The 24,836-nt window shown below is 70.1% G+C and carries 14 protein-coding genes, 1 tRNA gene and 4 pseudogenes; 9 read left to right on the top strand and 10 right to left on the bottom strand.

From position 1 onward, the window contains the following. A partial coding sequence (locus tag J7E91_RS29175; protein WP_214909667.1) for an IS256 family transposase occupies positions 1 to 802 on the bottom strand: 802 nt, incomplete at its 3' end. Positions 803 to 862: 60 nt separating this feature from the next. On the opposite strand from J7E91_RS29175, the gene J7E91_RS29170 reads away from it, so the two are divergent. Beyond that, positions 863 to 1,195, top strand: a complete 333-nt coding sequence (locus tag J7E91_RS29170) for a transposase (protein ID WP_374224794.1) — start codon at positions 863 to 865, stop codon at positions 1,193 to 1,195. A 154-nt stretch (positions 1,196 to 1,349) separates the two neighbouring features. On the opposite strand, the gene J7E91_RS29165 is transcribed toward J7E91_RS29170, so the two are convergent. Further along, positions 1,350 to 1,691, bottom strand: a complete 342-nt coding sequence (locus J7E91_RS29165) for a hypothetical protein (protein WP_214909666.1) — start codon at positions 1,689 to 1,691, stop codon at positions 1,350 to 1,352. Positions 1,692 to 1,710: 19 nt separating this feature from the next. Further along, positions 1,711 to 3,330 (bottom strand): sulfite exporter TauE/SafE family protein, encoded by a 1,620-nt coding sequence (locus J7E91_RS29160; RefSeq protein ID WP_308377464.1) that lies wholly within the window; start codon positions 3,328 to 3,330, stop codon positions 1,711 to 1,713. A 503-nt stretch (positions 3,331 to 3,833) separates the two neighbouring features. Between J7E91_RS29160 and J7E91_RS29155 the strand changes: the two genes are divergently transcribed. The 3 genes from J7E91_RS29155 to J7E91_RS29145 are packed head-to-tail and all read left to right on the top strand — an operon-like array spanning position 3,834 to position 7,614. Beyond that, positions 3,834 to 5,504 (top strand): DUF4331 domain-containing protein, encoded by a 1,671-nt coding sequence (locus J7E91_RS29155; RefSeq protein WP_214909664.1) that lies wholly within the window; start codon positions 3,834 to 3,836, stop codon positions 5,502 to 5,504. After that, a complete protein-coding gene (locus J7E91_RS29150) occupies positions 5,501 to 6,196 on the top strand; it encodes a class F sortase (protein WP_214909662.1) in 696 nt (231 codons plus the stop codon). Before J7E91_RS29155 ends, J7E91_RS29150 begins: the two co-directional genes overlap by 4 nt. A 38-nt stretch (positions 6,197 to 6,234) precedes the next feature. Then, positions 6,235 to 7,614 (top strand): lipopolysaccharide assembly protein LapB, encoded by a 1,380-nt coding sequence (locus J7E91_RS29145; RefSeq protein WP_214909661.1) that lies wholly within the window; start codon positions 6,235 to 6,237, stop codon positions 7,612 to 7,614. Positions 7,615 to 8,265: 651 nt separating this feature from the next. Here the strand turns inward: J7E91_RS29145 and J7E91_RS29140 are convergent. After that, a pseudogene (locus tag J7E91_RS29140) lies at positions 8,266 to 9,011 on the bottom strand (site-specific DNA-methyltransferase). A 574-nt stretch (positions 9,012 to 9,585) separates the two neighbouring features. On the opposite strand from J7E91_RS29140, the pseudogene J7E91_RS29135 reads away from it, so the two are divergent. The 4 genes and pseudogenes from J7E91_RS29135 to J7E91_RS29125 all read left to right on the top strand — a co-directional run. After that, positions 9,586 to 9,909: pseudogene (locus J7E91_RS29135) on the top strand (hypothetical protein); the annotation flags it as partial. Positions 9,910 to 10,071: 162 nt separating this feature from the next. Then, positions 10,072 to 10,379: pseudogene (locus J7E91_RS29130) on the top strand (DUF6112 family protein). After that, positions 10,379 to 11,061 (top strand): annotated as a pseudogene (locus tag J7E91_RS37115) (hypothetical protein). Before J7E91_RS29130 ends, J7E91_RS37115 begins: the two co-directional pseudogenes overlap by 1 nt. Further along, positions 11,058 to 12,707 (top strand): site-specific integrase, encoded by a 1,650-nt coding sequence (locus J7E91_RS29125; protein ID WP_214909659.1) that lies wholly within the window; start codon positions 11,058 to 11,060, stop codon positions 12,705 to 12,707. Before J7E91_RS37115 ends, J7E91_RS29125 begins: the two are co-directional and overlap by 4 nt. 128 nt (positions 12,708 to 12,835) lie before the next feature. Here J7E91_RS29125 and J7E91_RS29120 read toward each other — a convergent pair. The 5 genes from J7E91_RS29120 to topA all read right to left on the bottom strand — a co-directional run bounded on the left by J7E91_RS29120 (position 12,836) and on the right by topA (position 22,557). Further along, a tRNA-Thr gene (locus J7E91_RS29120) sits at positions 12,836 to 12,909 on the bottom strand. 152 nt (positions 12,910 to 13,061) lie between these two features. Then, on the bottom strand, positions 13,062 to 14,597 hold the full coding sequence (locus J7E91_RS29115; RefSeq protein WP_214909658.1) for an alpha/beta hydrolase: 1,536 nt from the start codon (positions 14,595 to 14,597) through the stop codon (positions 13,062 to 13,064). 92 nt (positions 14,598 to 14,689) lie between these two features. Beyond that, positions 14,690 to 15,904 (bottom strand): DNA polymerase III subunit delta', encoded by a 1,215-nt coding sequence (locus J7E91_RS29110; RefSeq protein WP_214909657.1) that lies wholly within the window; start codon positions 15,902 to 15,904, stop codon positions 14,690 to 14,692. A 253-nt stretch (positions 15,905 to 16,157) separates the two neighbouring features. Then, positions 16,158 to 19,421 (bottom strand): dTMP kinase, encoded by a 3,264-nt coding sequence (gene tmk / locus J7E91_RS29105; RefSeq protein WP_214909656.1) that lies wholly within the window; start codon positions 19,419 to 19,421, stop codon positions 16,158 to 16,160. A gap of 184 nt (positions 19,422 to 19,605) precedes the next feature. Then, the gene (gene topA, locus J7E91_RS29100) at positions 19,606 to 22,557 is read right to left on the bottom strand and encodes a type I DNA topoisomerase (RefSeq protein ID WP_214909653.1); all 2,952 of its coding nucleotides are present in this window, start codon (positions 22,555 to 22,557) and stop codon (positions 19,606 to 19,608) included. Positions 22,558 to 22,824: 267 nt separating this feature from the next. On the opposite strand from topA, the gene J7E91_RS37405 reads away from it, so the two are divergent. Continuing rightward, entirely contained in the window at positions 22,825 to 23,070 is a 246-nt protein-coding gene (locus J7E91_RS37405) for a hypothetical protein (RefSeq protein WP_214909651.1), read from the top strand. A gap of 40 nt (positions 23,071 to 23,110) precedes the next feature. Here the strand turns inward: J7E91_RS37405 and J7E91_RS29090 are convergent, their stop codons facing one another. After that, complete coding sequence (locus tag J7E91_RS29090; protein WP_214909648.1) at positions 23,111 to 24,619, bottom strand: methyltransferase; 1,509 nt, start codon at positions 24,617 to 24,619, stop codon at positions 23,111 to 23,113. Between the last annotated feature and the right edge of the window lie 217 nt (positions 24,620 to 24,836).

Here is a 24,836-nt window from a genome sequence, read left to right as displayed (position 1 = left end):
TGGGGACCTGGCTCAGCAGATTACGGGCGTAATGCGTGCGGCATCGCTGCCACGAGGCGCCCGGCAGGACCGCGCCGATCGCGTTCACCAGGCCGGTGTGAGCGTCGGAGACGACCAGCTGGACACCGGACAGGCCCCGGGCGGTCAGCGAGCGCAGGAAGGCGAGCCAGCCCGCACCGTCCTCGGCCGTGGCGACGTCGATGCCGAGGATCTCCCGGTGTCCGTCCGCATTGACGCCGACCGCGATCAGCGCGTGGACGTTGATGATGCGGCCGCCCTCACGGACCTTCTGGGTCAGTGCGTCGACCCAGACGAACGCATACGGGCCGGCGTCCAGCGGCCGGTTGCGGAAGGCGGCGACCTGCTCGTCCAGGTGCTTGGCCATCGCGCTGACCTGGGACTTCGACAGCTGGGTGACGCCGAGGGACTCGGCGAGCTTCTCGACCCTGCGGGTGGAGACGCCCAGCAGGTAGGCGGTGGCGACGACCGAGATGAGGGCCTGCTCGGCCCGCCGCCTGCGTTCGAGAAGCCAGTGCGGGAAGTAACTGCCCTGCCTCAATTTGGGGACGGCGAGTTCGACGGTACCGGCGCGGGTGTCCCACTCGCGTGGGCGGTAGCCGTTGCGGTGGTTGACGCGTTCGTCGCTGACCTGCCCGTATTCGGCGTTGCAGAGAGCATCGGCCTCCGCGGACATGAGCGCGTCGGCGAACGTCTTGACCATCACGCGCAGCAGATCGGGACTCGCCGCGGCGAGATTGTCTTCCGCGAGGGCGTGCAGGGGCACACTGTCTGGTGCGGTCATCGTGCTGATCTCCTTCAAAGACTTGGTCGTCTTGAAAGATCAGCCGGTGGCCGTTCGTCTATGCGGGCACCATCCCGATGCCGGAGCAAACCCCCGGATCAGGTCGAACCCGTACACCACTTCCCTGGACGCAACCCGAGGCCGGAGCCGGTGCAGTTCTGGTTCTCGAACCTGCCCGAGGACACGCCCCTGACCACCCTCGTCAGGCTGGCGAAACTGCGCTGGCGGATCGAGCACGACTACCGTGAGATGAAGCAGGCCCTGGGACTTGCCCACTTCGAAGGCCGCACCTGGAGAGGCTGGCACCACCACGTCACCCTCGTCTCCGCCGCCCACGCCTTCTGCACCCTCCAGCGGCTGGCCAGAGCCCCAAAAGACACGGCGCCGGCCTGACCCTCTACCAAGTCATCCGAGAACTCCGGACCCTCCTGGCGACCTGGGCCGGCGCCTGCCCCACCTGTCACCGCGACATACCCGCACGCGAACCAACCTGACCAAGCCCTACTAGCAAGTCGTGAGCCTCGCTGGAGGATCCGCAAAGGTTGGTTCATTGAGCCTGTAGGTCATGCCCGGGTACGCGGCCGCGTTCGCCACCGAGTTTGGAGTAGAGGTCCATCCAGTGACGGTCGGTGCTGGTGGCGCCCTTGCCGTCGCAGAAGGGCTTCGTTCCGTTGGCGGTGTAGTAACGCATCATCTCCAGGATGGAATCTGTGTCGGCGCGGGAGCCCGCGGTGTACCGGGCGCCGGGTTCCTCGGTCTGATGTACACGGCATTCGGGGGATGGCGTGGCCGTTTGTGCATCCAGGGAACCGCTGGGCGACGGCGCGCAGCCGCTCAGGGCAAGGGCGGTCGGCAGGGCCGCGCGGAGGGCGATCTGACGGTAGTTCATGTGAGCTCCGGGCTTTTCTTTACAGGAGGGGTGGCAGGCTGCGGGCCATCAGACCGAGGCCGACGATGAGGACGAGCGCGGCCGTCAGGAGCGCGGTGTGCGGAGCGATCCGGCGTACGAGGACGAGTGCCGGGCGGTCGGCGAGCTTGCCCACACGGTCGCCGAGTCTGACGAGGAGGACCCCCACGGCAGTGAGCGTGGCGGCCATGCCGAGGCCGTACGCGAGGACGAGTGCGGCTCCGAAGGCGGTCCGCCCCAGGGCGATGGCGCCGAGAAGTACCACCAGCGCGGACGGGCTCGGCACCAGGCCGCCTGCGACACCCAGGCCGATCAGGCCGCGAGTGGTGAACGGCTGCGCGTCATCGGTGGCCGGCCCGTGGGCGTACGTGTGATGGTGTCCGAACAGTCCGTGGCGGTGAGGCTTTCCGAGCACGTGGTCGTGGGTGTGGCCGTGGGTGTTCTCTTGCGCGGCCCCTTCGTGAGGCCTGTGCGCGTGATCATGAGTGTGACCGTGCGGGCTCTGCGTCATGACGGGGGCGGTGCTCGCACCGACCAGCGCGGGTGGTGACGCGTCGGCCGGTCGGGCGCCGCTGGTGGCGGCCCGTGGATCTCGGCGGGAGCGGCGCACGGCTTCAGTGAGCAGAGCGGCCCCGACCAGGGCAACCAGTGCGCCGCTGACGACTCCGAGCCAGTTGAGCACGGTGTCGCCCGCGAGCGAAGAGAAGGTGGTGAGGCAAAGGCCGATGACGATGACCCCGGCGGTGTGGGTGACGGTCACGGTGGCGCCGACGGTAATGGCGTCGCGGACGCTGCCGCGCCGACCTGCGAGGTAGGCGGCCATGACGGTCTTGCCGTGGCCTGGCAGCAGCGCGTGGCCGGCTCCCAGGATGAGCGACAGAAGTACAGCCAGCAGGCCGATGGTGAGGGTGAGGTTCTGGGTGCCGGTGAGCGATGTCAGGTGCTGGGACAGTGCTTCGACGCGGGCGGTGAGGCCGTCGCCGAGTCCCGCCTCGGGCGTGGTGCCATGAGTGCCTGATGCCTGGTCACCCATGTGGGCGGTGAATTGTGCCTTGGTGTCTCCGAGTGGGGTGGCGAGCAGGTCGCGTGGGTAGGTGCGGAGTTCTCGGGTGGCTGAGGTTTCCGGCACGGTGGAGTGCTGAAGGTGAGTCCCGACCCCCTTCGCGGTGATCTCGTGCCAGCCGACCCGGTCGGGGTCCGTGCCGGTGTCGACCCGCAGCGTCACCGGGCCGCCCGTCAGGTCCAGCGGTGCATGGAGCCGGCACTCCAGGCGGCCGGTGCGCAAGCCACCCTGTCCGGGCCGGTAGTGGAACGTAGCCGATGCCACCTTCCAGGACAGGAGCCGCGGGGTGGTGACTGCGAGCTTTTCGGCTGTCGTGGCGCACTGGGTAGTAGCCCACGCCGCGCGCTCGCTGCCGCTCTGCTTGCTGTCGCCGTTGGTGTCCACCGCCGGTGCGGCCTGGAGGGTAGGGATCTCGGCTGTGTCGGTGACCGCCAGTACGTCGACCCGGTCGGGGTGGAGGGTGAATCCGGCGTACTGGTTGATGGAGAAGTTGCCGAGCGGGTGGGCCTGGGCGGCGGGTGCGACCACCCCGGACAGCCACAGAACGGCTGCGGTCACCGCAGCCGCGCGCCAAGCGACATCACGGTGAGCCATACGTCCGTGGGCGCGCCTGGGAAGGGAGTTCATCCTTTTCGCCTCCGGCAAGGGGGCACAGGAGGACGCCCGCCCGTGTTCTTGGCGCAGCGCCCGCTGACGAGTGGGGTGGTCCGTCCGAGAAGGGTGACGTCGCAGGACGGCGACCACACTCGTACCCCGTAGCCAGCCGCGTGCGCCGGCTGGGAGGACCCATCACCCGCACGGCTCATCACGGCCATCGGATCGGCCTACGAATTGGCTGACGCCTGAGCCTCATTCGGCTCAAGCGTCGTTGCGGGCACTTCCTACACGTGGTGCTCTGTGGATAGCCCAACGTCACATTATGGGACTTTTAGCCCATGGATATCGCCGCGCAGTGCGAGACCAGGCGTGGGCCCATGTGGCGCTTCGAGCACCCCCAGCCCTCAGCCGCTCCGCCTCCAGCCAGCAGGAGGGCCGCGGCTCTCACCGGAAACGGATGGCCCATGCACTCCTCCCGCCTGTCACGACGAAAGCACCCGGCCCGCCGGGCTGAACGCACCCTGGCCACTGTCGGCACGTTGTCCCTGGTGACCGCAGCCGCTCTCACCGGCCTCACGCCGTCCACCGGCTCCGCCTCCAGTCACCGCGAGGCACCGCTGATCGCGGGTGACCCGAAGGCCGACAACACCGACGTCTACGCCTTCACCAGCCCAGACAAACCCGACACGGTCACCCTGGTGGCGAACTGGATCCCGTTCGAGGAGCCCAACGGCGGGCCGAACTTCTACCCCTTCGCCAACGACGCCCGCTACAACATCAAGATCGACGGCGACGGGGACGGCAAGCCCGACACCACCTACACCTGGAAGTTCACCGATCACATCCGGGACGACGAGAACCAGTTCCTGTACAACACCGGCGTCGTCAAGTCCCTGAACGACGAGACGCTGAACTTCCGCCAGACGTACGACCTGACGGTCACCGACGCCGCCGGAAACACCAAGACGCTGCTCAAGGACGCCCCGGCGGCTCCTTCGAACGTGGGCAAGGCGTCGATGCCCGACTACGCCTCGCTGCGCAAGGAGGCCGTCGTACCGCTGCCGAACGGCGGGCAGACGTTCTCGGGGCAGGCGTCCGACTCGTTCTTCCTGGACCTGCGGATCTTCGATCTGCTCTACGGAGGCGATCTCTCGGAGACCGGTCACAACACCCTCGCCGGGTACAACGTGAACACCATCGCCATCCAGGTGCCCAAGAAGGACGTGGCCCTCAAGGGAGACGCCACCCGCAACCCCGTGATCGGCGTGTGGTCCACCACCGACCGCAAGGGGACAGACGTCGCCGGCGCGGGCAGCAAGGGCAGCGAGAACACCCCGGCCGAGGACGGCAAGGGAACGGACCAGGGCGCACCCGACAAGGGCGGCGAAGGGGGCTGGCGTCAGGTCTCGCGCCTCGGCAACCCGCTGGTCAACGAGGTCGTCGTGCCCCTCAAGTTCAAGGACGCGTTCAACGCGCTCACTCCGGACAAGGACAACACGGTCACTCCGGTCGTGGACAAGGTCAAGGCCCCGATCGTGCCCAAGCTCGTGGAGAGCATCTACGGCATTCCCGCACCCGCCACGCCGCGCAACGACCTGGTCGAGATCTTCCTCACCGGCATCTGCAAGGAGTGCGGCCCCATCAAGGCCGACCTGAACTCGCAGAAGCTCAACGCCGATGTCGACAAGTCCAAGTTCGTACCGGCCGAAGAGCTGCGGCTGAACATGTCCGTCCCGCCCACCGCCAAGCCCAACCGCCTCGGCGTTCTCGGCAAGGACCTGGCGGGCTTCCCCAACGGCCGCCGCCTCAACGACGACGTCGTCGACATCGAACTCCAGGCTCTCGAAGGCGCCGCGCAGACCGGCAAGATCGTGCCCGCGCTGGCTGCGGGCGACCGCGTGGACGCCCCGTACCGCCAGCCCGGTGACACCTTCCCGTACGTCGCACTGCCCAACACCGCGGCCGTCAACCAGGCCGACGCCCTCCACCCCGACGGAGGCGTCGGTGCGGGCTTCGGTGGCACCGCCTTCGGCGACGGCTTCCCCGTTGTGGCCGTCACGGCCGTCGGCGGCGGCACCCTCCTGGCCTGTGCCGGAGTTCTGGCCCTGCGCCGGCGGCGTGCCGGTCAGGCATGACCGGCCCCGCCACCACAGGTCGCCCGCCCGCCGCACGGCAGGGTGGGCGACCGCGGCGCCCCCTGCTACTCACCCGCCGCGGCCGAAACGTCGCGTCCGCGGCCCTGGCCGTCGGCATATCCCTGGCTGCGGCCGGCACCACGGCGCTGATCGCGGCCCCGAGCGGGAAGCCGGCGTACGTCGACATAGGCACCCTGCCCGCCCAGCCGGGCTCGGGAGACACGGCCGCCACCACCGAATCCGCCGCCCCTCCGATACGCATACGCATCGGCCGCATCGCACTCGACAAGCCCCTCACCGGCTTGCGGGTGCAGCAGGACGGCCGCCTCGGCGTACCCCAGGACCCCGCCGAGGTCGGCTGGTGGAGCGACGGCCCGCGACCGGGCGACCCGGGCGCGGCGGTCGTCGTCGGCCACGTCGACTCGACCACCGGCCCCGGCGCCTTCCACGGTCTGTCCTCTCTCCGTCCGGGCGACCAAATCTCCGTACGCCGTGACGACCGCAGCACCGTCGCGTTCACCGTCCAGGCCCTGCGGCAGTACGACAAAGACTCGCTTCCCGACAGCCAGGTCTACGCGACCACCGGCCCGCCGGCCCTGCGGCTCATCACCTGCGGCGGCTCCTACGACCGCAAGCGGGGCGAGTACAGCCACAACCTCGTCGTCTACGCGACGCTCGAGGACGCCGACTGACCGAACCCACCCATCCCCACCGGAACGGGAATTGGACCATGCGCCTCCGTCGGCTTCCGCAGCCCCGACGTACCCTGCTCTCCGCCGCGGTCGTCACCACCCTCGGCCTGGCTCTGTTCCTCGCCGGAGGCCTTGGTCTGGCTCCCTGGCCATCCGCGCACAACCCCCGCAGCGGGGAGCCGGCCACCGGCCCGCCCACCGGCAGGGACCCCATGACGGCGGAGATCACCGCGCTCCAGGAGCGCCTGCGCCGTACCCCGAAGGACCCTGTCACGCTGGGCACGCTCGGGCTGAACTATGTTCAGCAGGTCAAAACGACCGGAGACCCGACGTACTACCCCAAGGCCGAAGAGGTCCTTGAGCGCTCGCTGGCGCTGGACACGGCGGACAACTACACGGCGATGGGCGGCATGGCCGCGCTGGAGGCGGCCCGCCACAACTTCACCCGAGCGCTGGACTGGAGCAAGCGGGCCATCGCCCTCAATCCGTACAGCTCCTTCCTGTACGGGACCCTCGCCGACGCATACACCCAGCTCGGCCGCTACTCCGATGCCGCTGACGCCGTGCAGAAGATGGTCGACCTCAAACCCGGCACGCCATCGCTGGCCCGCGCCTCCTACGCCGCCGAGCTGCGCGGCGACACCGTAACCGCCCGCACCGAAATGCGACGAGCTCTGAAGAGCGCCAGTGGTCCCACCGACCAGGCATTCGCGCGCTACTACCTCAGCGAAATCGCCTTCAACAACGGAGACCCGGCCACGGCACTCAGCGAGGCCGAGGCGGGCCTGCGCACCGCACCCTCCTACACTTCCCTGCTCCAGATCAAAGCCAGGGCACAGGCTGCTCTCGGGAAGACTGACGCCGCCATCGCTGATCTCACCCGAGCCGTACAACGCCTCCCACTGCCCGAATACGTTCTCCAACTCGGCGAGCTCTACCAGTCCCTCGGTCGCCACAAGGAAGCAGTTCAGCAGTACGAGATCTTCCGAGCCGAGCAGAAGCTCTTCGCCGACAACGGCGTCACCCCCGATTCCGACGCCGTACTCTTCGAAGCCGATCACGGAGACCGCGAGCGGGCTCTCGCCATCGCTCGGCAGGGCGTGGAGAACCGTCCCTTCCTGGACTCTCACGATGCTCTGGCCTGGGCCCTACACGTCAACGGCCGAGACGAAGAAGCCCTCGCCGAGTCCGACCGGGCCCTGGCCCTCGGAACCCGCAACGCCCTCTTCCACTACCACCGCGCGATGATCCAGCACGCCCTTGGCAACCACTCCGCCGCCCGGAGCGGACTCACCAAGGCCCTTGCCATTAACCCGCACTTCAATCCCTTGCAGGCCCCCAAGGCACGAGCGGCTCTGAACGCCCTCCGGCCTGCTGGCGCCGAAGGTGTCGAGCACGAAGGCGAGTCCGGCGCTTGAGGCGGAGATCTCAGCAATGCCGTCGACAGCGGTCCGTGAGGTGGCAGGACCCCATGGGGGCGCCTGTCACCTCACGGACCGGGACGAGCTGATCGAGACGCCCCTGGAGCGGTCGGTCAGTGCACCTGTCGGTCGCTTTCGGGATCAGGCACACATTCGTGGCCCCAACTGAGCCCAGGGTCCTCGCTCTCGTGAAGAGCTCCACGGCTCCGGCGGTTCGGGAGGTGGCCCTGGGGACGGCTCGAACCACGGCACGGTACGCCGACCGAATGTGAAACGGCAGGGGTCGCGCATGCGTCCCTCTTGTCGAAGCACTCCCAGGCGCTGCATACAGACCAGACGTCTCACTCGGCCCCTCCCAGGACTGGCCTAACGGCCAACCCGCGGCGCCTATTAGGCGTACTACTCCGCCGAGCACCTCAGGTGGCTTCGCGGCCGGAACCTCGTCGCGCGGATCACCCGCCCGGGCGTCGAATCCGGTGAGCGGCCCGGTCGGCACCGCTGGAAGATCGAGCGGTCGCTCTCTCTCTGAATCGCTGCCGGGCTCCGCACGAACATAGATACGGCGATGGGCGGTCGGAGCATCGGTGGTTCGATGCTCCGACCGCCCATCGGTGTGTGGTCTGCCGGGTCGGTCTTTTGGTCTCATTCTCATTCCTCCGGCCCCGCCAGGACGAAATCGTCCTGAGTCAGTTCGGCCCGCAGCCTTCGCCCGGCGACGGCGGCATAGTGCGACGACAGCTCGACCCCCACGAACTGCCGGCCCTGGCGCAGGGCGGCGACTCCCGTAGAGCCGCTGCCGGTGAAGGAGTCGAGCACGGTGCCGCCCTCGGGGCAGATCTGCACGAGCTGCTGCATGATCTCGACCGGCTTCTGCGTGATGTGCACCCGGTCCTTGCGGGGCTGGGAGGCAATGAAGTGGCCGGGCAGGTACAGGTCCCGGTCCTCGGCCAGGCTGCCCTTGACGCCCCAGGTGATGAACTCGGCGGACTGCTTGAACCCTCCCTTACGGGGCCGGCCGGCGGGCTTGATCCACGGGATCGTGCCGCTCCAGGTCCACCCCGCCATCTGCAGGGCGTCGGACGTGGTCGGCTCCTGGCGCCAGTCGGAGAAGACGATGGCGACCGCGTGCTCGGTCGAGGCTCGGTACGACTCCGTCAGCATCTCGGTCAGCCAGGAGCGGTACGAGCGCTGATCGCGGTTCTCGCCGGGGAAGTTGGCGAGGTCGTGCGCCGAGTTGCTGGTGACGTACTTGGCTCGCGCGGTGCGGCCGGTGCGGTCCGAACTGGTCCGTCCGCCGGAGTTGTACGGCGGGTCGGTGATCACGGCGTTGACGCTTTCGTCCGGGAGGGACTTCAGCACGGTCAGGGCGTCGCCTCGTGCAGCGTGTAGCTCATGTGGAGGGCCTCTTTCGGGGCATAGCGGGTCCGGCCCCACTCCGGACAGCGCTCAACGTCGACTGGGGCGGGGTTGTGCCGGAGGGCAGCGGCGATTTCCGGCCGGGCCTAACGAGGTGGGCCGTGCGGCGGGTCCGGGTCGGGGAGTCGTTTGGTGCGGCCGGAATCCCGGTCTACTGTCTCGCCGTGTCACCGGGGCAGAGCTTCGCTTCACCCCCGCTGACCTGTGCTTATCCGTGTTTCCTCGTTCAATCGAGCCGCACGGAAGGCACGTTGCCCACGCATTTCCGCACGCCGTCAGGAGCCCCGGTGTACTGCCTGAGATTACGAGCGCGGCTGGCTGCCGCGCATGACCTGAGACCGGCGTCCGGGAGCTACCAACTCCCCTGACCCGGGCCCGCCCGAGCGGCGGATGCACATCGGCGCGGTGCCGACGGCTTTGCACGAGAAGTCGGCACCGCGTCTCCTACGAACACCGAGGAGCCGCTGCGATGCAGCATGCCCTGATACGTCCGCGCCCCGATCCTGCGCCGTCACCCGGCCGGCACCGCCGCCTCGGTGAACGGCGGCGGCGATGAAGACCACCGGAGCCGTCCTCGGTCTCTGCGCGTCCGGTCCGCTGCTGCTGGCCGTTCCGGTTCTTGCCTTCGGGGCCGGGACCGCTTCGGCCTCCTGCTCGACCGACGGTCCACAGTCTGTGGATACCGCCGCCGTCGCCACTCAGGTGAAGGCCATCCTGGACGGCGGCGACAAGGGCTCGGTCTCCGTGCCGGGTCTGGACGGCCCGGCCGAGCAGGTGCCCAATGCCAAGACGATCCAGGCCACCGGCGTCGCGATGAACATCCCGGCCCGGGGGCAGGTCGTGGCCCTGGCGACCGCCCTGCAGGAGAGCGGCCTGGCACGGCGACGTGGTCCGCATCACGACCCTCGCGTCCTGGAAGCCGCGGATTCTCGCGGCCCGCCGAGTCGTCTGACCGGCACTTCCCCCCTCTCCCCTTCCTCGCACCGCCCTTTCGCCCCAGCGGGCTTTGGCGTGCAGTAAATCGAACTGGAGTTCGCAATGTATCTCGCCGACCAGGTCATCCAGCTCGCCTACGATCCCGGTATCAAGCCGAACGAGGGGGCCTGCCGGGCCTTAACGTCCTCAAGCAGGTGATGGGCTCGATCAACCTCTTCGGCCTCGTCGCCGTGGTTGGCGCCCTCGCCGTCAGCGCGGGCGTGTGGGCCTGGGGCCACCACTCCGGCGGTCATCAGGCGGAGGCAAACGGGAAGAAGGGCGTCCTGGTGAGCGCCGGCGCGGCTCTCCTGCTTGGCGCCGCGAATGGTGTCGTCGCGTTCTTCAGCACGCTGGGGACGCAGGTCCACTGATGCCTTCCCACTCCTCGAACCCCGGCGGCGCATCTCGCGTGCGCCGCCGGGCGCTGCTCGGCACCGTCGTCCTGGTGGTGCTCGTCGCCCTCGCCGGCCTGGCCGCGTACCTCACCCGCGACGGCAGGAGCCCATCCGAAACCCCTGCTCCACCGCCGAGTTCGCCCACAACATCCTCCCCGCCCGCGTCGCCGTCCGGGCCGCTCACGCCGCACACCCATCCTCGCGCCCTCCCGGTCCCGCCGAAGACCCGCGACCCGATCGAGTTCGGGAAGGCAGCCGCAGCAGCGCTGTGGTCCTACGACACCCGCGCGTACTCGCAGACCGAGCTGCGGACCGCCCTGCGCGGGTGGCTGACCACCGATCTCGGCGCGGACGACGACATGCTCCGCTACTTTCGGGCCCACCACGCTGCCCAGGAGCGACTGCGAAGCGCGCGACGCGACGAGGAGTACGCGCGCTACCACGCCGAGACTGCTCCGAACGCCGACCGGAAGGCTGAGGCCCTCCGCTCTCAGGCGCGTGCGCCGAGGCGGCCGACGATGCCGAGAGCCGTCTGCGCAGAATCCGCGCGTTCATCCGGGAGGAGGGCGTCACGCCTCCGTTCCTGTGGCCCAACGTGGCCACCGCAATCGACTCATCCGGGACCGATCCCGATACCACCGAGGAGAATGATCTTTGAAGGGCTCCACCTACCGCCGCTGCTCCTGCCGCGACCCCAAGACCGGCAAGGAACTTGGTACCTCCTGCCCCAAGCGCAACAGCAGGAACCACTGCACCTACTCCATACGCCAGGAACTCTCGCCCCGCGAGGACGGCAGCCGCCGCTCCTTCGCCCGCAGCGGGTACGGCAGCCTCAAAGCCGCCCAGGCCGACCTCGACCACGTACGCGCTCTTCTCGGACTGGCCGAGTCGGACGATCCCGAGGGCACCGAACTCATCGCCGAGATGCTGGCCGAGGTCAGCCGCGAACGATCGCCCCTGCCCGAGGTCGAGGAGACGAGGCGGCGTCTCAACGCTGGCCAGGACCTCATTGGCAGCCTGACCGTGGCCGAGTGGCTCGACCGGTGGCTGGCCGGCAAGCGCATACGCAAGTCCGGCCTCAACCGCTACGAGACCGACGTCCGCGTGCACTTGAAGCCGCGCATCGGAAACCGGCGTCTGGACCGGCTGCGCGTCAGCCACCTCAGCGAGATGTTCACGGACATCCGCGACGCCAACGCCCAGATCCTGGAGGACAACGCCCAGCGGCGTGCCGCGATCGACGAGCTGGCGACCGTGCCCTGGAAGGGCGTAGAGAACCGCGCCCGCCGTAAGGCGATGAAGGCCGCGATCGACGAGATGCCGCCCTTCCGCCGCCCGACCGGACCCGCCACGCGCCTGCACGTCAAGGCGACGCTCCGGGCTGCCCTGAACGACGCGATCGGGCAGCAGATCATCACGTTCAACCCGGCCGCCCACGTCGAGATCGATCCCGTACGCAAGCCGAAGGCGCTCGTGTGGACGGACGAGCGGGTCGCCAAGTGGGAGCAGGCGGGCGAGAAGCCGTCGCCCGTGATGGTCTGGACGCCCCAGCAGACCGGCGCCTTCCTCGACTTCGTCGCCGAGGACCGGCTGTACGCGATGTGGCACCTGATCGCGTTCCGCGGCCTGCGACGGGGCGAGGCGTGCGGGCAGCCGTGGTCGGAGACGAACCTCGACACCCACTCCCTCACCGTCTCCTCCCAACTGGTGCAGGACGGCTGGGAGATCGAGGCATCCGATCCCAAGACGGACAGCGGGTACCGCGTGGTTGCGCTCGACGACGACACCGTCAACGTCCTGAAGCGGCATCGCGAACGGCAGGGGGCGGACCGCGACGAGTGGGGTTCGGCCTGGGTCGAGACCGGCCACGTCTTCACCCAGGAAGACGGTTCCTGGCTCCACCCGGGCAAGGTGACCGACCTTTTCGAGCGCCTCGTCGCCGCTTCCGGCCTCCCGCCGATCCGGCTGCACGATCTGCGCCACGGTGCGGCCACCCTCATGCTCGCCGCCGGCATCGACATCAAGATCGTGTCGGACACGCTCGGGCACAGTGATACCCGCATCACGCGGGACATTTACCAGAGCGTCCTGCCCCAGGTCGGCAAGAATGCCGCCGAGGCCACCGCCCAGCTGGTCCCGCTTCAGCGCAAGGTCGAAGCCGAGATGGCAGCCCGCAAGGCCGCGAGGGCTGCCAAGAAGGCGAGGGCCGCGAAGAACGGCAAGGGCGAAGGTAAGCCGAAGGACAAGACGAAAGCCCAGGCCAAAACCAAGAAGAAGGCCAAGCGCCGGAACCCCGAGAAGTAGGACCCCGAGCCGCTCCGCTCACGCATCGCTCACGCAAGCACTTCCACGGCATCCCTGTCGTGCGGCTCGGCATGTCCCAGACATGAAAAAACCCCAGGTCACGGCGAGTGAGTCCTGGGGTTAATCCGAGCCGCCTTCGGGATTCGAACCCGAGACCTACGCATTACGAGTGCGTTGCTCTGGCCAACTGAGCTAAGGCGGCGCCGCTGCCGACACCATGGTGCGATCAGCAGCGGGCCCAAGTCTACACAGTTTCGAGGGGTGCTCCGAACAGCCGCCGCCCGGCCGCCTTCGCGCAGGTCAGAAGCCGGTCAGGAGCCGGTCGGGAGTCGGTCAGGAGCAGGTCGGAGTCGGTCAGGAGCACTTCTTGCCGTCCTTCGGAGGCGTGCCCTCCAGGAGGTAGGTGTTGATCGCCGTGTCGATGCAGTCGCTGCCGCGGCCGTACGCCGTGTGGCCGTCGCCGTCGTACGTCAGGAGGGTGCCGGACTCCAGCTGGCCCGCCAGGGACCGGGCCCACTTGTACGGGGTCGCCGGGTCGCGGGTCGTGCCGACCACGACGATCGGCGCCGCGCCCTTCGCCTCGATGCGGTGCGGGGTGCCGGTGGCCTTCGTCGGCCAGTAGGCGCAGTTCATGGAGGCCCAGGCGAGGCCCTCGCCGAAGACCGGGGACGCCTTCTCGAAGTTGGGGAGCGCGGAGCGGACCTCGTCGGGGCCGGTGAAGGCGGGCGGCAGGTCCAGGCAGTTCACGGCGGCGTTGGCGTACATGAGGTTCTGGTAGCTGCCGTCGTCGGCGCGCTCGTAGTACGTGTCGGCCAGCGCGAGCAGAGCCGCCCCGTCCCCGCCCATCGCGCGGGTGAGGGCCTCGCGCAGCTCGGTCCAGGCGGACTCGTCGTACATCGCGGCGATCACGCCCGTGGTGGCGAGGGACTCGCCGAGCTGGCGGCTCTCGCCGGTGGGGACCGGCTCGGCATCGAACTCGTCGAAAAGGCCCTTCAGGCGCTTGCCCGCCCCGTCCGGCGTACCGGTGCCCAGCGGGCAGTCCTCGCGCTTGACGCAGTCCGCGGCGAACGACTGGAAGGCGGTCTCGAAACCGGCCGTCTGGTCGCGGTTCATGTCGCGGGCCGGGAGGGACGGGTCCATCGCACCGTCGAGTACGAGACGGCCTGCGCGGGCCGGGAAGAGTTCGGCGTACGTCGCACCGAGGAAGGTTCCGTACGACGCCCCGACGTAATTCAGCTTCTCGTCGCCCAGCACCGCGCGCAGGATGTCCATGTCGCGGGCCGCCTCGACCGTGGAGACGTGGGGCAGGATCGCGGCCGAGCGCTTCGCGCAGCCGGCCGCGAATCCCTTGAAGGACGTGACCAGCTTGCCGGCCTCCCCCTGGTCGTCGGGGGTCTGGTCGACCTGCGTGTACGCGTCCATCTCCTTGCCCGTCAGGCACTCGACAGGCTCGCTGCGGGCCACGCCGCGCGGGTCGACGGCCACCATGTCGTACCGGGCGCGGACCGGCGCCGGGTAGCCGATCGCGGCGTACGACTGGACGTAGCTGATCGCGGAGCCGCCGGGACCGCCCGGATTGACCAGCAGGGACCCGAGGCGCCTGCCGGGGCCGGTGGCCTTCTTCCGGGTGACGGCCAGCTTGATGTCGGCCCTCTCCGGCTTCTTGTAGTCGAGCGGGGCCTTCATCGTGGCGCACTGGAAGCCGGGGGCACCGCACGCGCGCCAGCTCAGCTTCTGCGCGTAGTACGTCTTGAGAGCGGCCGGGACCGTTTGCCGCGGCGCGGACGCCGAGGCACTTGGCGACGTACCTCCCGGCGAGCAGCCGGAGGCGAGCAGACCGGCAGTCGCGAGGGCGGTGGCAGAGATCCGGATCAGATGCCTGGTGTCCATCCTCGGAGCGTAGTGGGGCGATGACGGATTGTGCGGAGAGCGGCTCGTACGAGTGATCCGGTCAACCGTGGGCCCAGCGGCGGGACGGCGGGTCAGCCGGCGCGCAGGGTCACCGTCATGGCCTCCACCGCGAGCAGCGGCGCGACATTGCGGTCCAGGGCCTGGCGGCAGGCGATGATCGCCTCTATCCGGCGCAGGGTGCGCTCGGGGGTCGAGCTCTGCGCGATGCGGTCGAGGGAGTCCCGTACGTCCTCGTTGGCGAGGGCGACCCGCGAGCCGAGCTGGAGCGCGAGTACGTCGCGGTAGAAGCCTGTGAGGTCGGTCAGCGCGAGATCGAGGCTGTCCCGCTGGGTACGGGTCGAGCGGCGCTTCTGGCGGTCGGCCAGCTCCTTCATCGCGCCCGCCGTGCCGCGCGGCATGCGGCCGCCGGACGACGCGCCGAGGGCCGCCTTCAGGTCGTCCGTCTCCTTGACGTCGATCTCCTCTGCGACCTGCTTGGCGTCCTCGCCGGCGGCGTCAACGAGCTCCTGGGCAGCCTTGAGGCAACCGCCGATGTCGGCGACGCGCAGCGGAAGCTTGAGCACGACGGCGCGGCGTGCCCGCGCACGCTCGTCGGTGGCGAGCCTGCGGGCCCGCCCGATGTGGCCCTGGGTGGCGCGGGCGGCGGTCGCGGCGGTGTCGGGGTCGATTCCGTCACGTCGTACGAGCACGTCTGCGACGGCCTCGACGGACGGCGTACTGAGGGTGAGGTGGCGGCAGCGGGAACGGATGGTCGGGAGCACGTCCTCAAGCGACGGTGCGCACAGGAGCCAGACCGTACGGGGAGCGGGCTCCTCGATGGCCTTGAGCAGCACATTGCCGGCGCCTTCGGTGAGCCGGTCGGCGTCCTCCAGGACGATGACCTGCCAGCGGCCGCCCGCCGGGGACAGCTGGGCGCGCCGGACGAGCTCGCGGGTGTCCTTCACGCCGATGGACAGCTGGTCGGTACGGACGATCTCCACGTCGGCGTGCGTGCCGACCAGGGACGTATGGCATCCGTCACAGAACCCGCAGCCCGGGGCACCGCCCAGGGCCCGGTCCGGGCTGACGCACTGCAGCGCGGCGGCGAAAGCGCGGGCGGCGGTGGACCGTCCGGAGCCCGGCGGCCCCGTGAAGAGCCAGGCGTGCGTCATCTTCGACGCGGCGGGGGCGAGGGTGGCGCCGGACCGGTCGGCGACGGCGGTCACGAGCGCGTCGGCGTCCCGGGCGGCGGCGGCCAGCTGCGCCTGTACCCGTCCCTGCCCGACCAGGTCGTCCCATACGGCCATGGTGCTACCGCCTTCGCCGTGCGCTTACGTTGCTTGCGTTCTTGAACTCCGACCACCCCATTGTGGTCGACCCCACTGACATCCATCGCCCATGCAGCGCTGGACAGCCGCCGAGTGCGGTGCGCCCGCCGGGCAGCGAATCCAGCCACGAATTCAGCCCGTCCGGCGTTTGAGGACCGGGGTCCGGGGCGGAGCCCCGGTTTCGGGAAGGGGCGGGTAGGGGAACAAGGCCCCGCCCCTCCCACCCGCACGCCTAGCGGCGCCCGCCCCGCCCCCACTGATCGCCGCGATCGCCACGATCACCGTCGTCCTCGTTGCCGTCCCGGCCGCCCAGCAGCTCGTCCGCCAGCGACGGCAGATCGTCGAGCGGCGTCTCCTCCGCCCAGTCGGAGCGCCGGCGCGAGGCACGCGCGTTCTGGCCCGCCGTCGGATGCGCCGCTTCCGGGTCCAGCCACGGCAGCTCGCGCGTACGGTCATTGCCGCCGTCGCTCTCGTCGCCGTCCTCGGCCCGCTCGTCCCGGAAGAAGCCCGGCGGCACCCGGTCGGAAGGCTCGTCCCGTACGGGCGGCAACACCGTCGTCTCGTCCGCGGGCGCCACGTCCCGCACCGGCGGCAGCACCGCTGTCTCGTCCGCCGGCTTCGGCCCCGCGTCCCGCACCGGCCGCAGCACGGTCGTATCGTCGCCCGGCCCCGCGTCCCGCACCGGCCTTGCATCCCGTACCGGCCCCGCGTCCCGCACCGGCGGCAACACCGCCGTCTCGTCCGCCGCACGGGTCGCGGAAGCCGAAGGGGGCTCCTCCTTGCGCATGTCGATACGCGGTGTCTCCACCGTCTGCGTCACATCGTCCGGACGCACGACCGGCGTCGGCACAGTCAGCTCAGCATCGGACGACGGGGCCGGCCCCGCCGCATCCGCCGCCACCGACGCCGCCGCGGAGGCCGCTGCCGCCGACTCCGCGAGCCGGCGCGCCTCCTCCGCCCGCAGCAACGCCTCCTCCGCCCTGCGCTGCTTCTCGCGGCGGCGTTCCTCCGCCTCCGCCCGCAGCCTGGCCTCTTCAGCGGCCTGCCGGCGCAGCCGTTCCTGCTCGGCGGCCCGCGCCTTCTCCTCCGCCTCACGGCGCAGCCGCTCCTCCTCGGCGAGCCGGCGCGCCTCCTCGGCCCGGCGACGGGCCTCCTCCGCCTGCCGTTCGGCCTCGCGCTGCCGCGCCTCTTCGATCTCGCGGCGCTTGCGCTCCTCCTCCTCGGCGCGGAGCTTCGCGAGCTGCTCCTGCCGCTCGCGCTCCAGCCGCTCCTCCTCGGCCTTGCGCGCGGCCTCCTCCTCGGCCTTGCGCCGCGCCTCCTCCTCGGCTGCCTTCCGCGCCTCCTCCCGCGCCTTCACCTCGGCGTCGGAGAGGGGCAGCATCCGGTCCAGACGGTGGCGTACGACCGTGGTGACCGATTCCGGGTCCTGACCGGCGTCCACCACCAAATACCGCCCGGGATCGGCGGCGGCCAGCGTCAGGAAACCGTGCCGCACGCGCGCGTGGAACTCCGGCGGCTCCGACTCCAGCCGGTCCGGCGCCTCCGTGAACCGCTCGCGCGCGGTCTCCGGCGAGACGTCCAGCAGAACCGTCAGATGCGGTACGAGCCCGTCCGTCGCCCAGCGCGAGATACGGGCGATCTCGGTCGGCGACAGATCGCGGCCCGCGCCCTGATACGCCACGGACGAGTCGACGTACCGGTCCGTGATGACGACAGCGCCGCGCTCCAGCGCCGGACGTACGACGGAATCGACATGCTCCGCGCGGTCGGCGGCGTACAGCAGCGCCTCCGCACGGTTCGACAGGCCCGCGCTCGACACGTCCAGCAGGATCGACCGCAGCCGCTTGCCGATCGGTGTGGCGCCGGGCTCGCGCGTGACGACGACCTCGTGGCCCTTGTTGCGGATCCACTCGGCGAGCGCCTCGACCTGGGTGGACTTGCCCGCCCCGTCGCCGCCCTCTATGGCGATGAAGAAGCCGGTCGCGGCGGGCGCCTGGTCCGGCTCGCCGCCCCGCAGCGCCTCGCGCAGGTCGCGGCGCAGCGAGACGCCCTGCCGGTCGTCCGCCTTGGCCAGTACGAGCGCGGCGACCGGCAGCAGCAGCGCGCCGACGAGCATGAGCGTGAAGGCCGCGCCGCCGTGGGCGAAGACGAAGCTGCCGTTGGCCAAGCGGTGTGGGCCGATCGCGGCGGCGAGCACCGGGGCCACGACCGCGCCGAGGGCGATGCAGACCCGTACGACGGCGTGGAGGTGCTCCGTGGTGCGCGCCCGCCGGAAGTCCTCGGTCTCCTGGTCGAGCAGCGTGTGCCCGGTGTTGGCGGCGACTCCGGCGGCGAAACCGGCGAGCAGTGTGATCATGAGGACGGTCGCCGTGTCGGGCACCATGCCCATGGCGAGCAGCGCGACGCCGGTGAGGGCGATCGCGAGCGACAGCAGGCGGCGCCGCGACAGCGTGGGCAGCACCTTCTGCGCGCTGCGGATGCCGATGACCGCGCCGCCGGTCAGGGCGAAGAAGAGCAGGGTGAAGGTGACGGGGCCGCCGCCGAGGTCCTTCGCGTGCAGTACGGCGACGGCCGCCGCGGCGGCGATCGCTCCGGCGACGGCGGCGCAGGCCAGGACGATGAGCCGGATCGCGCCGGTGCGCCCCTTGTCGACACCCGTGCCGGTCTTGGGCCGGCGCAGGCCCTCCAGGGGGGAGCGCGCGCGGGGCGTCTGCGCGTCGGGCAGCTCCAGGAAGTACAGCGTGGATACGGACGCGGCGAAGAGGCCCGCGGCGACGTACGACCCGAGGGCCGCCTGGTGCTGCGTGAACCAGTCGATGCCGGAGCCGAGCAGATTGCCGACCAGGGTCGCCGCCAGCAGCACGGCGGCGGCCGCGGGCAGGGCGACGAAGCTCGTACGCAGCGACAGCCTGCGCAGCGCGTCCAGGTGGTCCGGCAACGGCCGTACCGTCGCGCCCTCCGGTGGCGGCGCGGGCAGCAGCGCGGGGGCGGCGCCCTCCTTGGCGACCGTCCAGAAGCGCTCGGCGACGCCGGCGACGAAGACGGTGCTCAGGAGTACGGCCTGGGCCTTGTCCGGGGTCCAGACGATCCACAGCGGTGCGACGACGAGGAGGCCGAGCCGCAGCCCGTCCGCGCCGATCATCGTCCAGCGGCGGTCAAGCGGACCCGATGGCGCGGTCAGCGTGGAGACCGGGCCCAGGAGCAGGGCTCCGAAGATGAAGGTGGCAAGGATCCGAGCCCCGAACACCGCGGCGACCGCGAAGGCCGCACCGCGATAACCACCGCCGAACGACCCTTCCGAGATCGCCGCCTGAAGCGACAGCAACAGCAGCACGAGAAGGGCGAGTGCGTCGCCGGTGTTGCCGACGAGCTGTGCGCTCCACAACCGCCGGAGCGGAGGAAGGCGCAGCAGGGCTCGTACGGCTCGCTCGCGTGAGTCTGCGGCTAGTGCGTCGGAGGTGGGGCTCACGACCGTTGGCTGCTCGGCTCGCGTCATCCGCCCAGCCTATCCGGACCCTGCCGGTCCCTGGAGTCCCACCCGAACAAACGTCTGCTCCACACGTCTGCCCCAGCCCCGCCCGGACATTCACCCGGGAAACACCTGGGAAGCAAACGCGAACCACACGGGAACAGCCCCCGGCGCCGAAATGGCACCAGGGGCTGCGAATCCCGCCCGCTGCCTACTCCTCCGAAGCCGCCGACGGCGACGCGTTGGAGGCCGTCGCCTTCTTGGCCGCGGTCTTCTTGGCGGTCGTGGTCTTCGCCGCCGCCGTCGTCTTCTTGGCCGTCGTCTTCTTGGCCGCGGCGGTCTTCGCCGTGGTCGTCTTCTTGGCCGCGGTCTTCTTCGCCGTGGTCGTCTTCTTGGCCGCGGTCTTCTTCGCCGTGGTCGTCTTCTTGGCCGCGGTCTTCTTCGCCGGAGCCTTCTTCGCCGGGGCCTTCTTGGCGGTCTTCTTCTTCGCCGGGCCCTTGGCGCGCTTCTCCGCGAGGAGCTCATAACCCCGCTCCGGGGTGATGTCCTCCACGCTGTCGTCCGTCCGCAGCGTCGCGTTCGTCTCGCCGTCCGTGACGTACGGACCGAAGCGCCCGTCCTTCACGACCACCGGACGCTCGCTGACCGGGTCGGTGCCCAGCTCCTTGAGCGGCGGCTTGGCGGCCGCGCGGCCCCGCTGCTTGGGCTGGGCGTAGATCGCCAGTGCCTCTTCGAGCGTGATCGAGAAGAGCTGGTCCTCGGTCTCCAGGGAGCGCGAGTCCGTGCCCTTCTTGAGGTACGGGCCGTAGCGGCCGTTCTGCGCGGTGATCTCCACGCCCTCGGCGTCGGTACCGACGACGCGCGGCAGCGACATCAGCTTGAGCGCGTCCTCAAGCGTCACCGTGTCCAGCGACATCGACTTGAAGAGCGAGGCCGTGCGCGGCTTGACCGCGTTCTTGCCGGTCTTCGGAGTGCCCTCGGGGAGGATCTCCGTGACGTACGGGCCGTACCGGCCGTCCTTCGCCACGATCTGGCGGCCCGTCTCCGGGTCGGTGCCCAGCTCGAAGTCGCCGCTCGGCTTGGCCAGCAGCTCCTCGGCGTACTCGACGGTCAGCTCGTCCGGCGCCATGTCGTCCGGCACGTCGGCGCGCTGGTGGTTCTCGTTGTCCTTCTCACCGCGCTCGATGTACGGGCCGTAGCGGCCCACGCGCAGCACGATGCCTTCGCCGACCGGGAACGAGGAGATCTCGCGGGCGTCGATCGCACCGAGGTCGGTGACGAGCTCCTTGAGACCGCCGAGGTGGTCGCCGTCTCCGTTCCCCGCATCCGCCGCGCCTCCCGGAGCGACGCCCGTGGTGCCCGCGTCGCCGCCCTCACCGAAGTAGAAGCGGCGCAGCCACGGCACGGCCTGGGCCTCGCCCCGCGCGATGCGGTCGAGGTCGTCCTCCATCTTCGCCGTGAAGTCGTAGTCGACGAGCCGGCCGAAGTGCTTCTCCAGCAGGTTGACCACGGCGAAGCTCAGGAAGGACGGCACGAGCGCCGTGCCCTTCTTGAAGACGTACCCGCGGTCGAGGATCGTGCCGATGATCGAGGCGTACGTCGACGGGCGGCCGATCTCGCGCTCTTCGAGCTCCTTGACCAGCGAGGCCTCGGTGTAACGGGCAGGCGGCTTGGTCGCGTGCCCGTCGACCGAGATCTCCTCGGACGACAGCGCGTCGCCCTGGGCGACCTGCGGCAGCCTGCGCTCACGGTCGTCGAGCTCGGCGTTCGGGTCGTCGGCGCCTTCGACGTACGCCTTCATGAAGCCGTGGAAGGTGATCGTCTTGCCGGAGGCGGAGAACTCGGCGTCGCGGCCGTCGCTCGCCCGGCCGCCGATCTTCACCGTCACGCTGTTCCCGACGGCATCCTTCATCTGGGAGGCGACGGTGCGCTTCCAGATCAGCTCGTACAGCCGGAACTGGTCGCCGCTCAGGCCCGTCTCGGCAGGGGTGCGGAAGCGGTCGCCGGAGGGGCGGATCGCCTCGTGCGCCTCCTGCGCGTTCTTGACCTTCGCGGCGTACGTGCGGGGCTTGTCCGGCAGGTACTCGGCGCCGTACAGGTGCGTGACCTGGGCACGGGCCGCCTGCACCGCGGTGTCGGAGAGCGTCGTGGAGTCCGTACGCATGTACGTGATGAAGCCGTTCTCGTACAGCTTCTGCGCGACCTGCATCGTCGACTTGGCGCCGAAGCCCAGCTTGCGCGAGGCCTCCTGCTGGAGGGTCGTCGTACGGAACGGGGCGTACGGCGAGCGGCGGTACGGCTTCGACTCGACCGAGCGGACGGCGAACGGCGAGTCGGCGAGGGCGGCGGCCAGGGCGCGGGCGTTCGCCTCGTCGAGGTGAAGGACGTCACTCTTCAGTTGTCCCACGGAGTTGAAATCGCGGCCCTGGGCGATACGCCGGCCGTCGACCGTCGTCAGGCGGGCGACCAGAGAGGACGGGTCGGAGGCATCACCGGTGCGTCCCGTGGAGAACGTGCCGGTCAGGTCCCAGTACTCAGCAGAACGAAAAGCGATGCGCTCGCGTTCCCGGGCGACGACAAGCCGGGTGGCGACGGACTGGACACGGCCGGCGGACAGCCGGGGCATGACCTTCTTCCACAGGACCGGCGAGACCTCGTAGCCGTAGAGGCGGTCGAGGATGCGGCGCGTCTCCTGGGCATCGACCATGGGCTTGTTCAGGTCGCGCGGATTGGACACGGCCTCGCGGATCGCGTCCTTGGTGATCTCGTGGAAGACCATCCGGTGGACCGGGACCTTGGGCTTCAGGACTTCCAGGAGGTGCCACGCGATGGCTTCGCCCTCGCGGTCCTCATCGGTGGCGAGGAAGAGTTCGTCGGACTCCGCGAGGAGGTCCTTGAGCTTCCTGACCTGCGACTTCTTATCGGCATTGACGACATAGATCGGCTGGAAGTCGTTCTGTACGTCGACGCCGAGGCGGCGCACCTCACCGGTGTACTTGTCGGGCACCTCGGCGGCGCCGTTCGGGAGGTCGCGGATGTGCCCGACGCTCGCCTCGACGACATAACCAGGGCCGAGGTAGCCCTTGATCGTCTTCGCCTTGGCGGGCGACTCGACGATGACGAGTCGGCGGCCGCCGTGTGCGGTCTCGCTGGTCGGGGACAACTTGGCTCTTCTCTCCGGTCGACACTCAGTGGTCTCTACGTGACGCTGCGGAGTGTGACGGTACAACCCGTCCCCGTGTCAAACGGCAAAAGCCCGCAACGGCCACTCGAACGGTAACCCGACTCCCGGCATTCCTGCCGCCCGGACCGCCCGACCGCCTCTGCGGGACCCCTCTGGAGACCTCGTGCAGATGCCGTGTGGATCTCTTCCGATCAGATCCGGCCGAAACACCACACTCCGAGAGCGACGAAGGCCGCACCGAACAAAGTGGCCAGCGCGAATGAGATCGCGGGGCTCGTTCCGTACGCCACCGGCGCACGGCGCACAGTGCGCGCTCCCGTCCACCACAGCAGCCCGGCCCCGAACAATGTGAACGCCGCTCCGGCGAAGATCCCCGGCCCGCTCTCCATCCCCGTACCCCTCACCCTCACCGTCGGTCGCCCTGGCTCCCCGGACGGTGAGGCTGGCACCCGCGGAACACCGACCGGCGACCTCGATACGAACGTCTGGTGAACGACGGGCGGGCGGCAGAAGCGCGGCTCAATCCAGCGGCTCAGTCCAGCGGCTCCAGGAATGCCTGCTCGACCAGCAGCCGGATCGCCTCCGGCGTACGGTCACGCAGCAGCACCGGGTCCTCTCCGAGGAGTTGCGCGATGGCGTCGAGAATGCGTCCCGCGCTGAGCGACCCGTCGGACACCCCGGCGAACCCGGCGCCGACCGTGTCGACCTTCGTCGCGCGCCGCATGCCACGGTTCTGGCGGAGCACCACGTACTCCGGGTCCTCGGCGCCCGGCAGCCCGATCTGCTCCTGCACGACCTCGTCGGCGAGCCTGAAGTGGCCGGCGAGCAGCGCCGCGTCGTCGTGCGTCCGCAGGTAGTCCTGGCGCTCGAAATGGGCCCGTACGACCGGACCGAGGGGCTGTTCGACGGGGTGCGGCCACTCCTCGACGGTGATCGAGGGGTTGTCGGCGCCGGACTTGCGCAGCGTGATCCAGCCGAAGCCGACGCCCTTGGTCTTGCGGGCCTCGAACTCGTCCAGCCAGGCGTCGTAGCGCGCGGCATACTCCGCGGGGTCGGTGCGGTGGTCGCCGCTGTCGCGCAGCCACAGTTCGGCGTACTGCGTGACGTCCTGCACCTCGCGCTGCACGATCCACGCGTCGCACCCGCGCGGCACCCAGGAGCGCAGCCGCTCCTGCCACTCCTCGCCCTCCACGTGCTGCCAGTTGGCGAGGAACTGCGCGTACCCCCCGTCGTTCAGCCGGTCCCCCGCTCCCTGAACGAGCAGGCGGCACAGATCGTCCCCGCCCATCCCGCCGTCGCGGTACGTCAGCCGCGCACCCGGCGAGATGACGAAGGGCGGGTTGGAAACGATCAGGTCGTACGTGTCCTCACCCACCGGCTCGTAGAGCGAGCCCTCACGCAGGTCCGCCTCGGGCGCCCCGGAGAGCCCGAGCGTCAGCCGCGTGAAGTGCAGGGCGCGCGGGTTGAGGTCGGTGGCGGTGACGTGCACGGCGTGCTGCGCGGCGTGCAGCGCCTGGATGCCGGACCCGGTCCCGAGGTCGAGGGCGCTGGAGACCGGCGTACGGACGGTGTTCCCGGCGAGCGTGGTGGACGCGCCGCCGACTCCGAGGACGACACCCTCGTCGCGGGTGCCCGCGCCACCGGCGCCGCCGACCGCGCGGCCGAGATCGGAGACGATGAACCAGTCCTGGCCCTCCTCGCCGCCGTAGGGCCGTACGTCCACAGTGGCCCGTACGCCACCGGTCCCGTCCGCCCCCTCGCGGACCAGCCAGCCGTCGGCCAGGCACTGCTCCAGGGGCAGGGCGGCCGCCGCGCGGTCGGCCGGCACGGCCTGCTGGAGCAGGAAGAGCCGCACGAGCGTTTCGAGCGGGCTGCCGCCGCGGGTGGCCCGCAGCGCGGGCACGGTCTCGCTGCGGGCGAGCGCGGCGTACGCGGGCGCGCCGAGCAGCTCCAGCAGCCCGTCGGCGGTGAAGTCGGCGGCGAGGAGCGCGTCGCGCAGGCGGGCGGAGCTTTCGGGCGCGGGGAGGCTGGTCGTACTCACCCGGCCATTGTCACCGCTCGCACTGACAAAAGCCGCGCGGCCCGGCCCCTGTTCGGGGATGCTGTTGGTGAATTCGGGCCTGGTTGCTTCGCCCCGTCGTTATGCGGCGGGGCGGAGTGCTGTCAGGGGGCTGGTGCGGGTGCGGGCTCTTGGTGTGTCGGTGAGCCAGGCGTTGATGCGGATGAGGTTGACGGCGGCGCCGGTGAGCTGGTGCTGG

The organism is Streptomyces sp. ISL-99, from assembly GCF_018614005.1.
In the GTDB taxonomy this organism is placed as follows: domain Bacteria; phylum Actinomycetota; class Actinomycetes; order Streptomycetales; family Streptomycetaceae; genus Streptomyces; species Streptomyces flavidovirens.
The sequence above is the reverse complement of the archived record's forward strand: the minus strand, read 5'-3'. Positions and strand labels throughout refer to the sequence as shown.

What these genes read in the sequence shown, in the direction of transcription:
- J7E91_RS29170 (WP_374224794.1), top strand. Translation starts at nt 863, where the DNA reads ATGCGGGCACCATCCCGATGCCGGAGCAAACCCCCGGATCAGGTCGAA.
- J7E91_RS29165 (WP_214909666.1), bottom strand. Translation starts at nt 1,691, where the DNA reads ATGAACTACCGTCAGATCGCCCTCCGCGCGGCCCTGCCGACCGCCCTT.
- J7E91_RS29155 (WP_214909664.1), top strand. Translation starts at nt 3,834, where the DNA reads ATGCACTCCTCCCGCCTGTCACGACGAAAGCACCCGGCCCGCCGGGCT.
- J7E91_RS29150 (WP_214909662.1), top strand. Translation starts at nt 5,501, where the DNA reads ATGACCGGCCCCGCCACCACAGGTCGCCCGCCCGCCGCACGGCAGGGT.
- J7E91_RS29145 (WP_214909661.1), top strand. Translation starts at nt 6,235, where the DNA reads ATGCGCCTCCGTCGGCTTCCGCAGCCCCGACGTACCCTGCTCTCCGCC.
- J7E91_RS29115 (WP_214909658.1), bottom strand. Translation starts at nt 14,597, where the DNA reads ATGGACACCAGGCATCTGATCCGGATCTCTGCCACCGCCCTCGCGACT.
- J7E91_RS29110 (WP_214909657.1), bottom strand. Translation starts at nt 15,904, where the DNA reads ATGGCCGTATGGGACGACCTGGTCGGGCAGGGACGGGTACAGGCGCAG.
- tmk (WP_214909656.1), bottom strand. Translation starts at nt 19,421, where the DNA reads ATGACGCGAGCCGAGCAGCCAACGGTCGTGAGCCCCACCTCCGACGCA.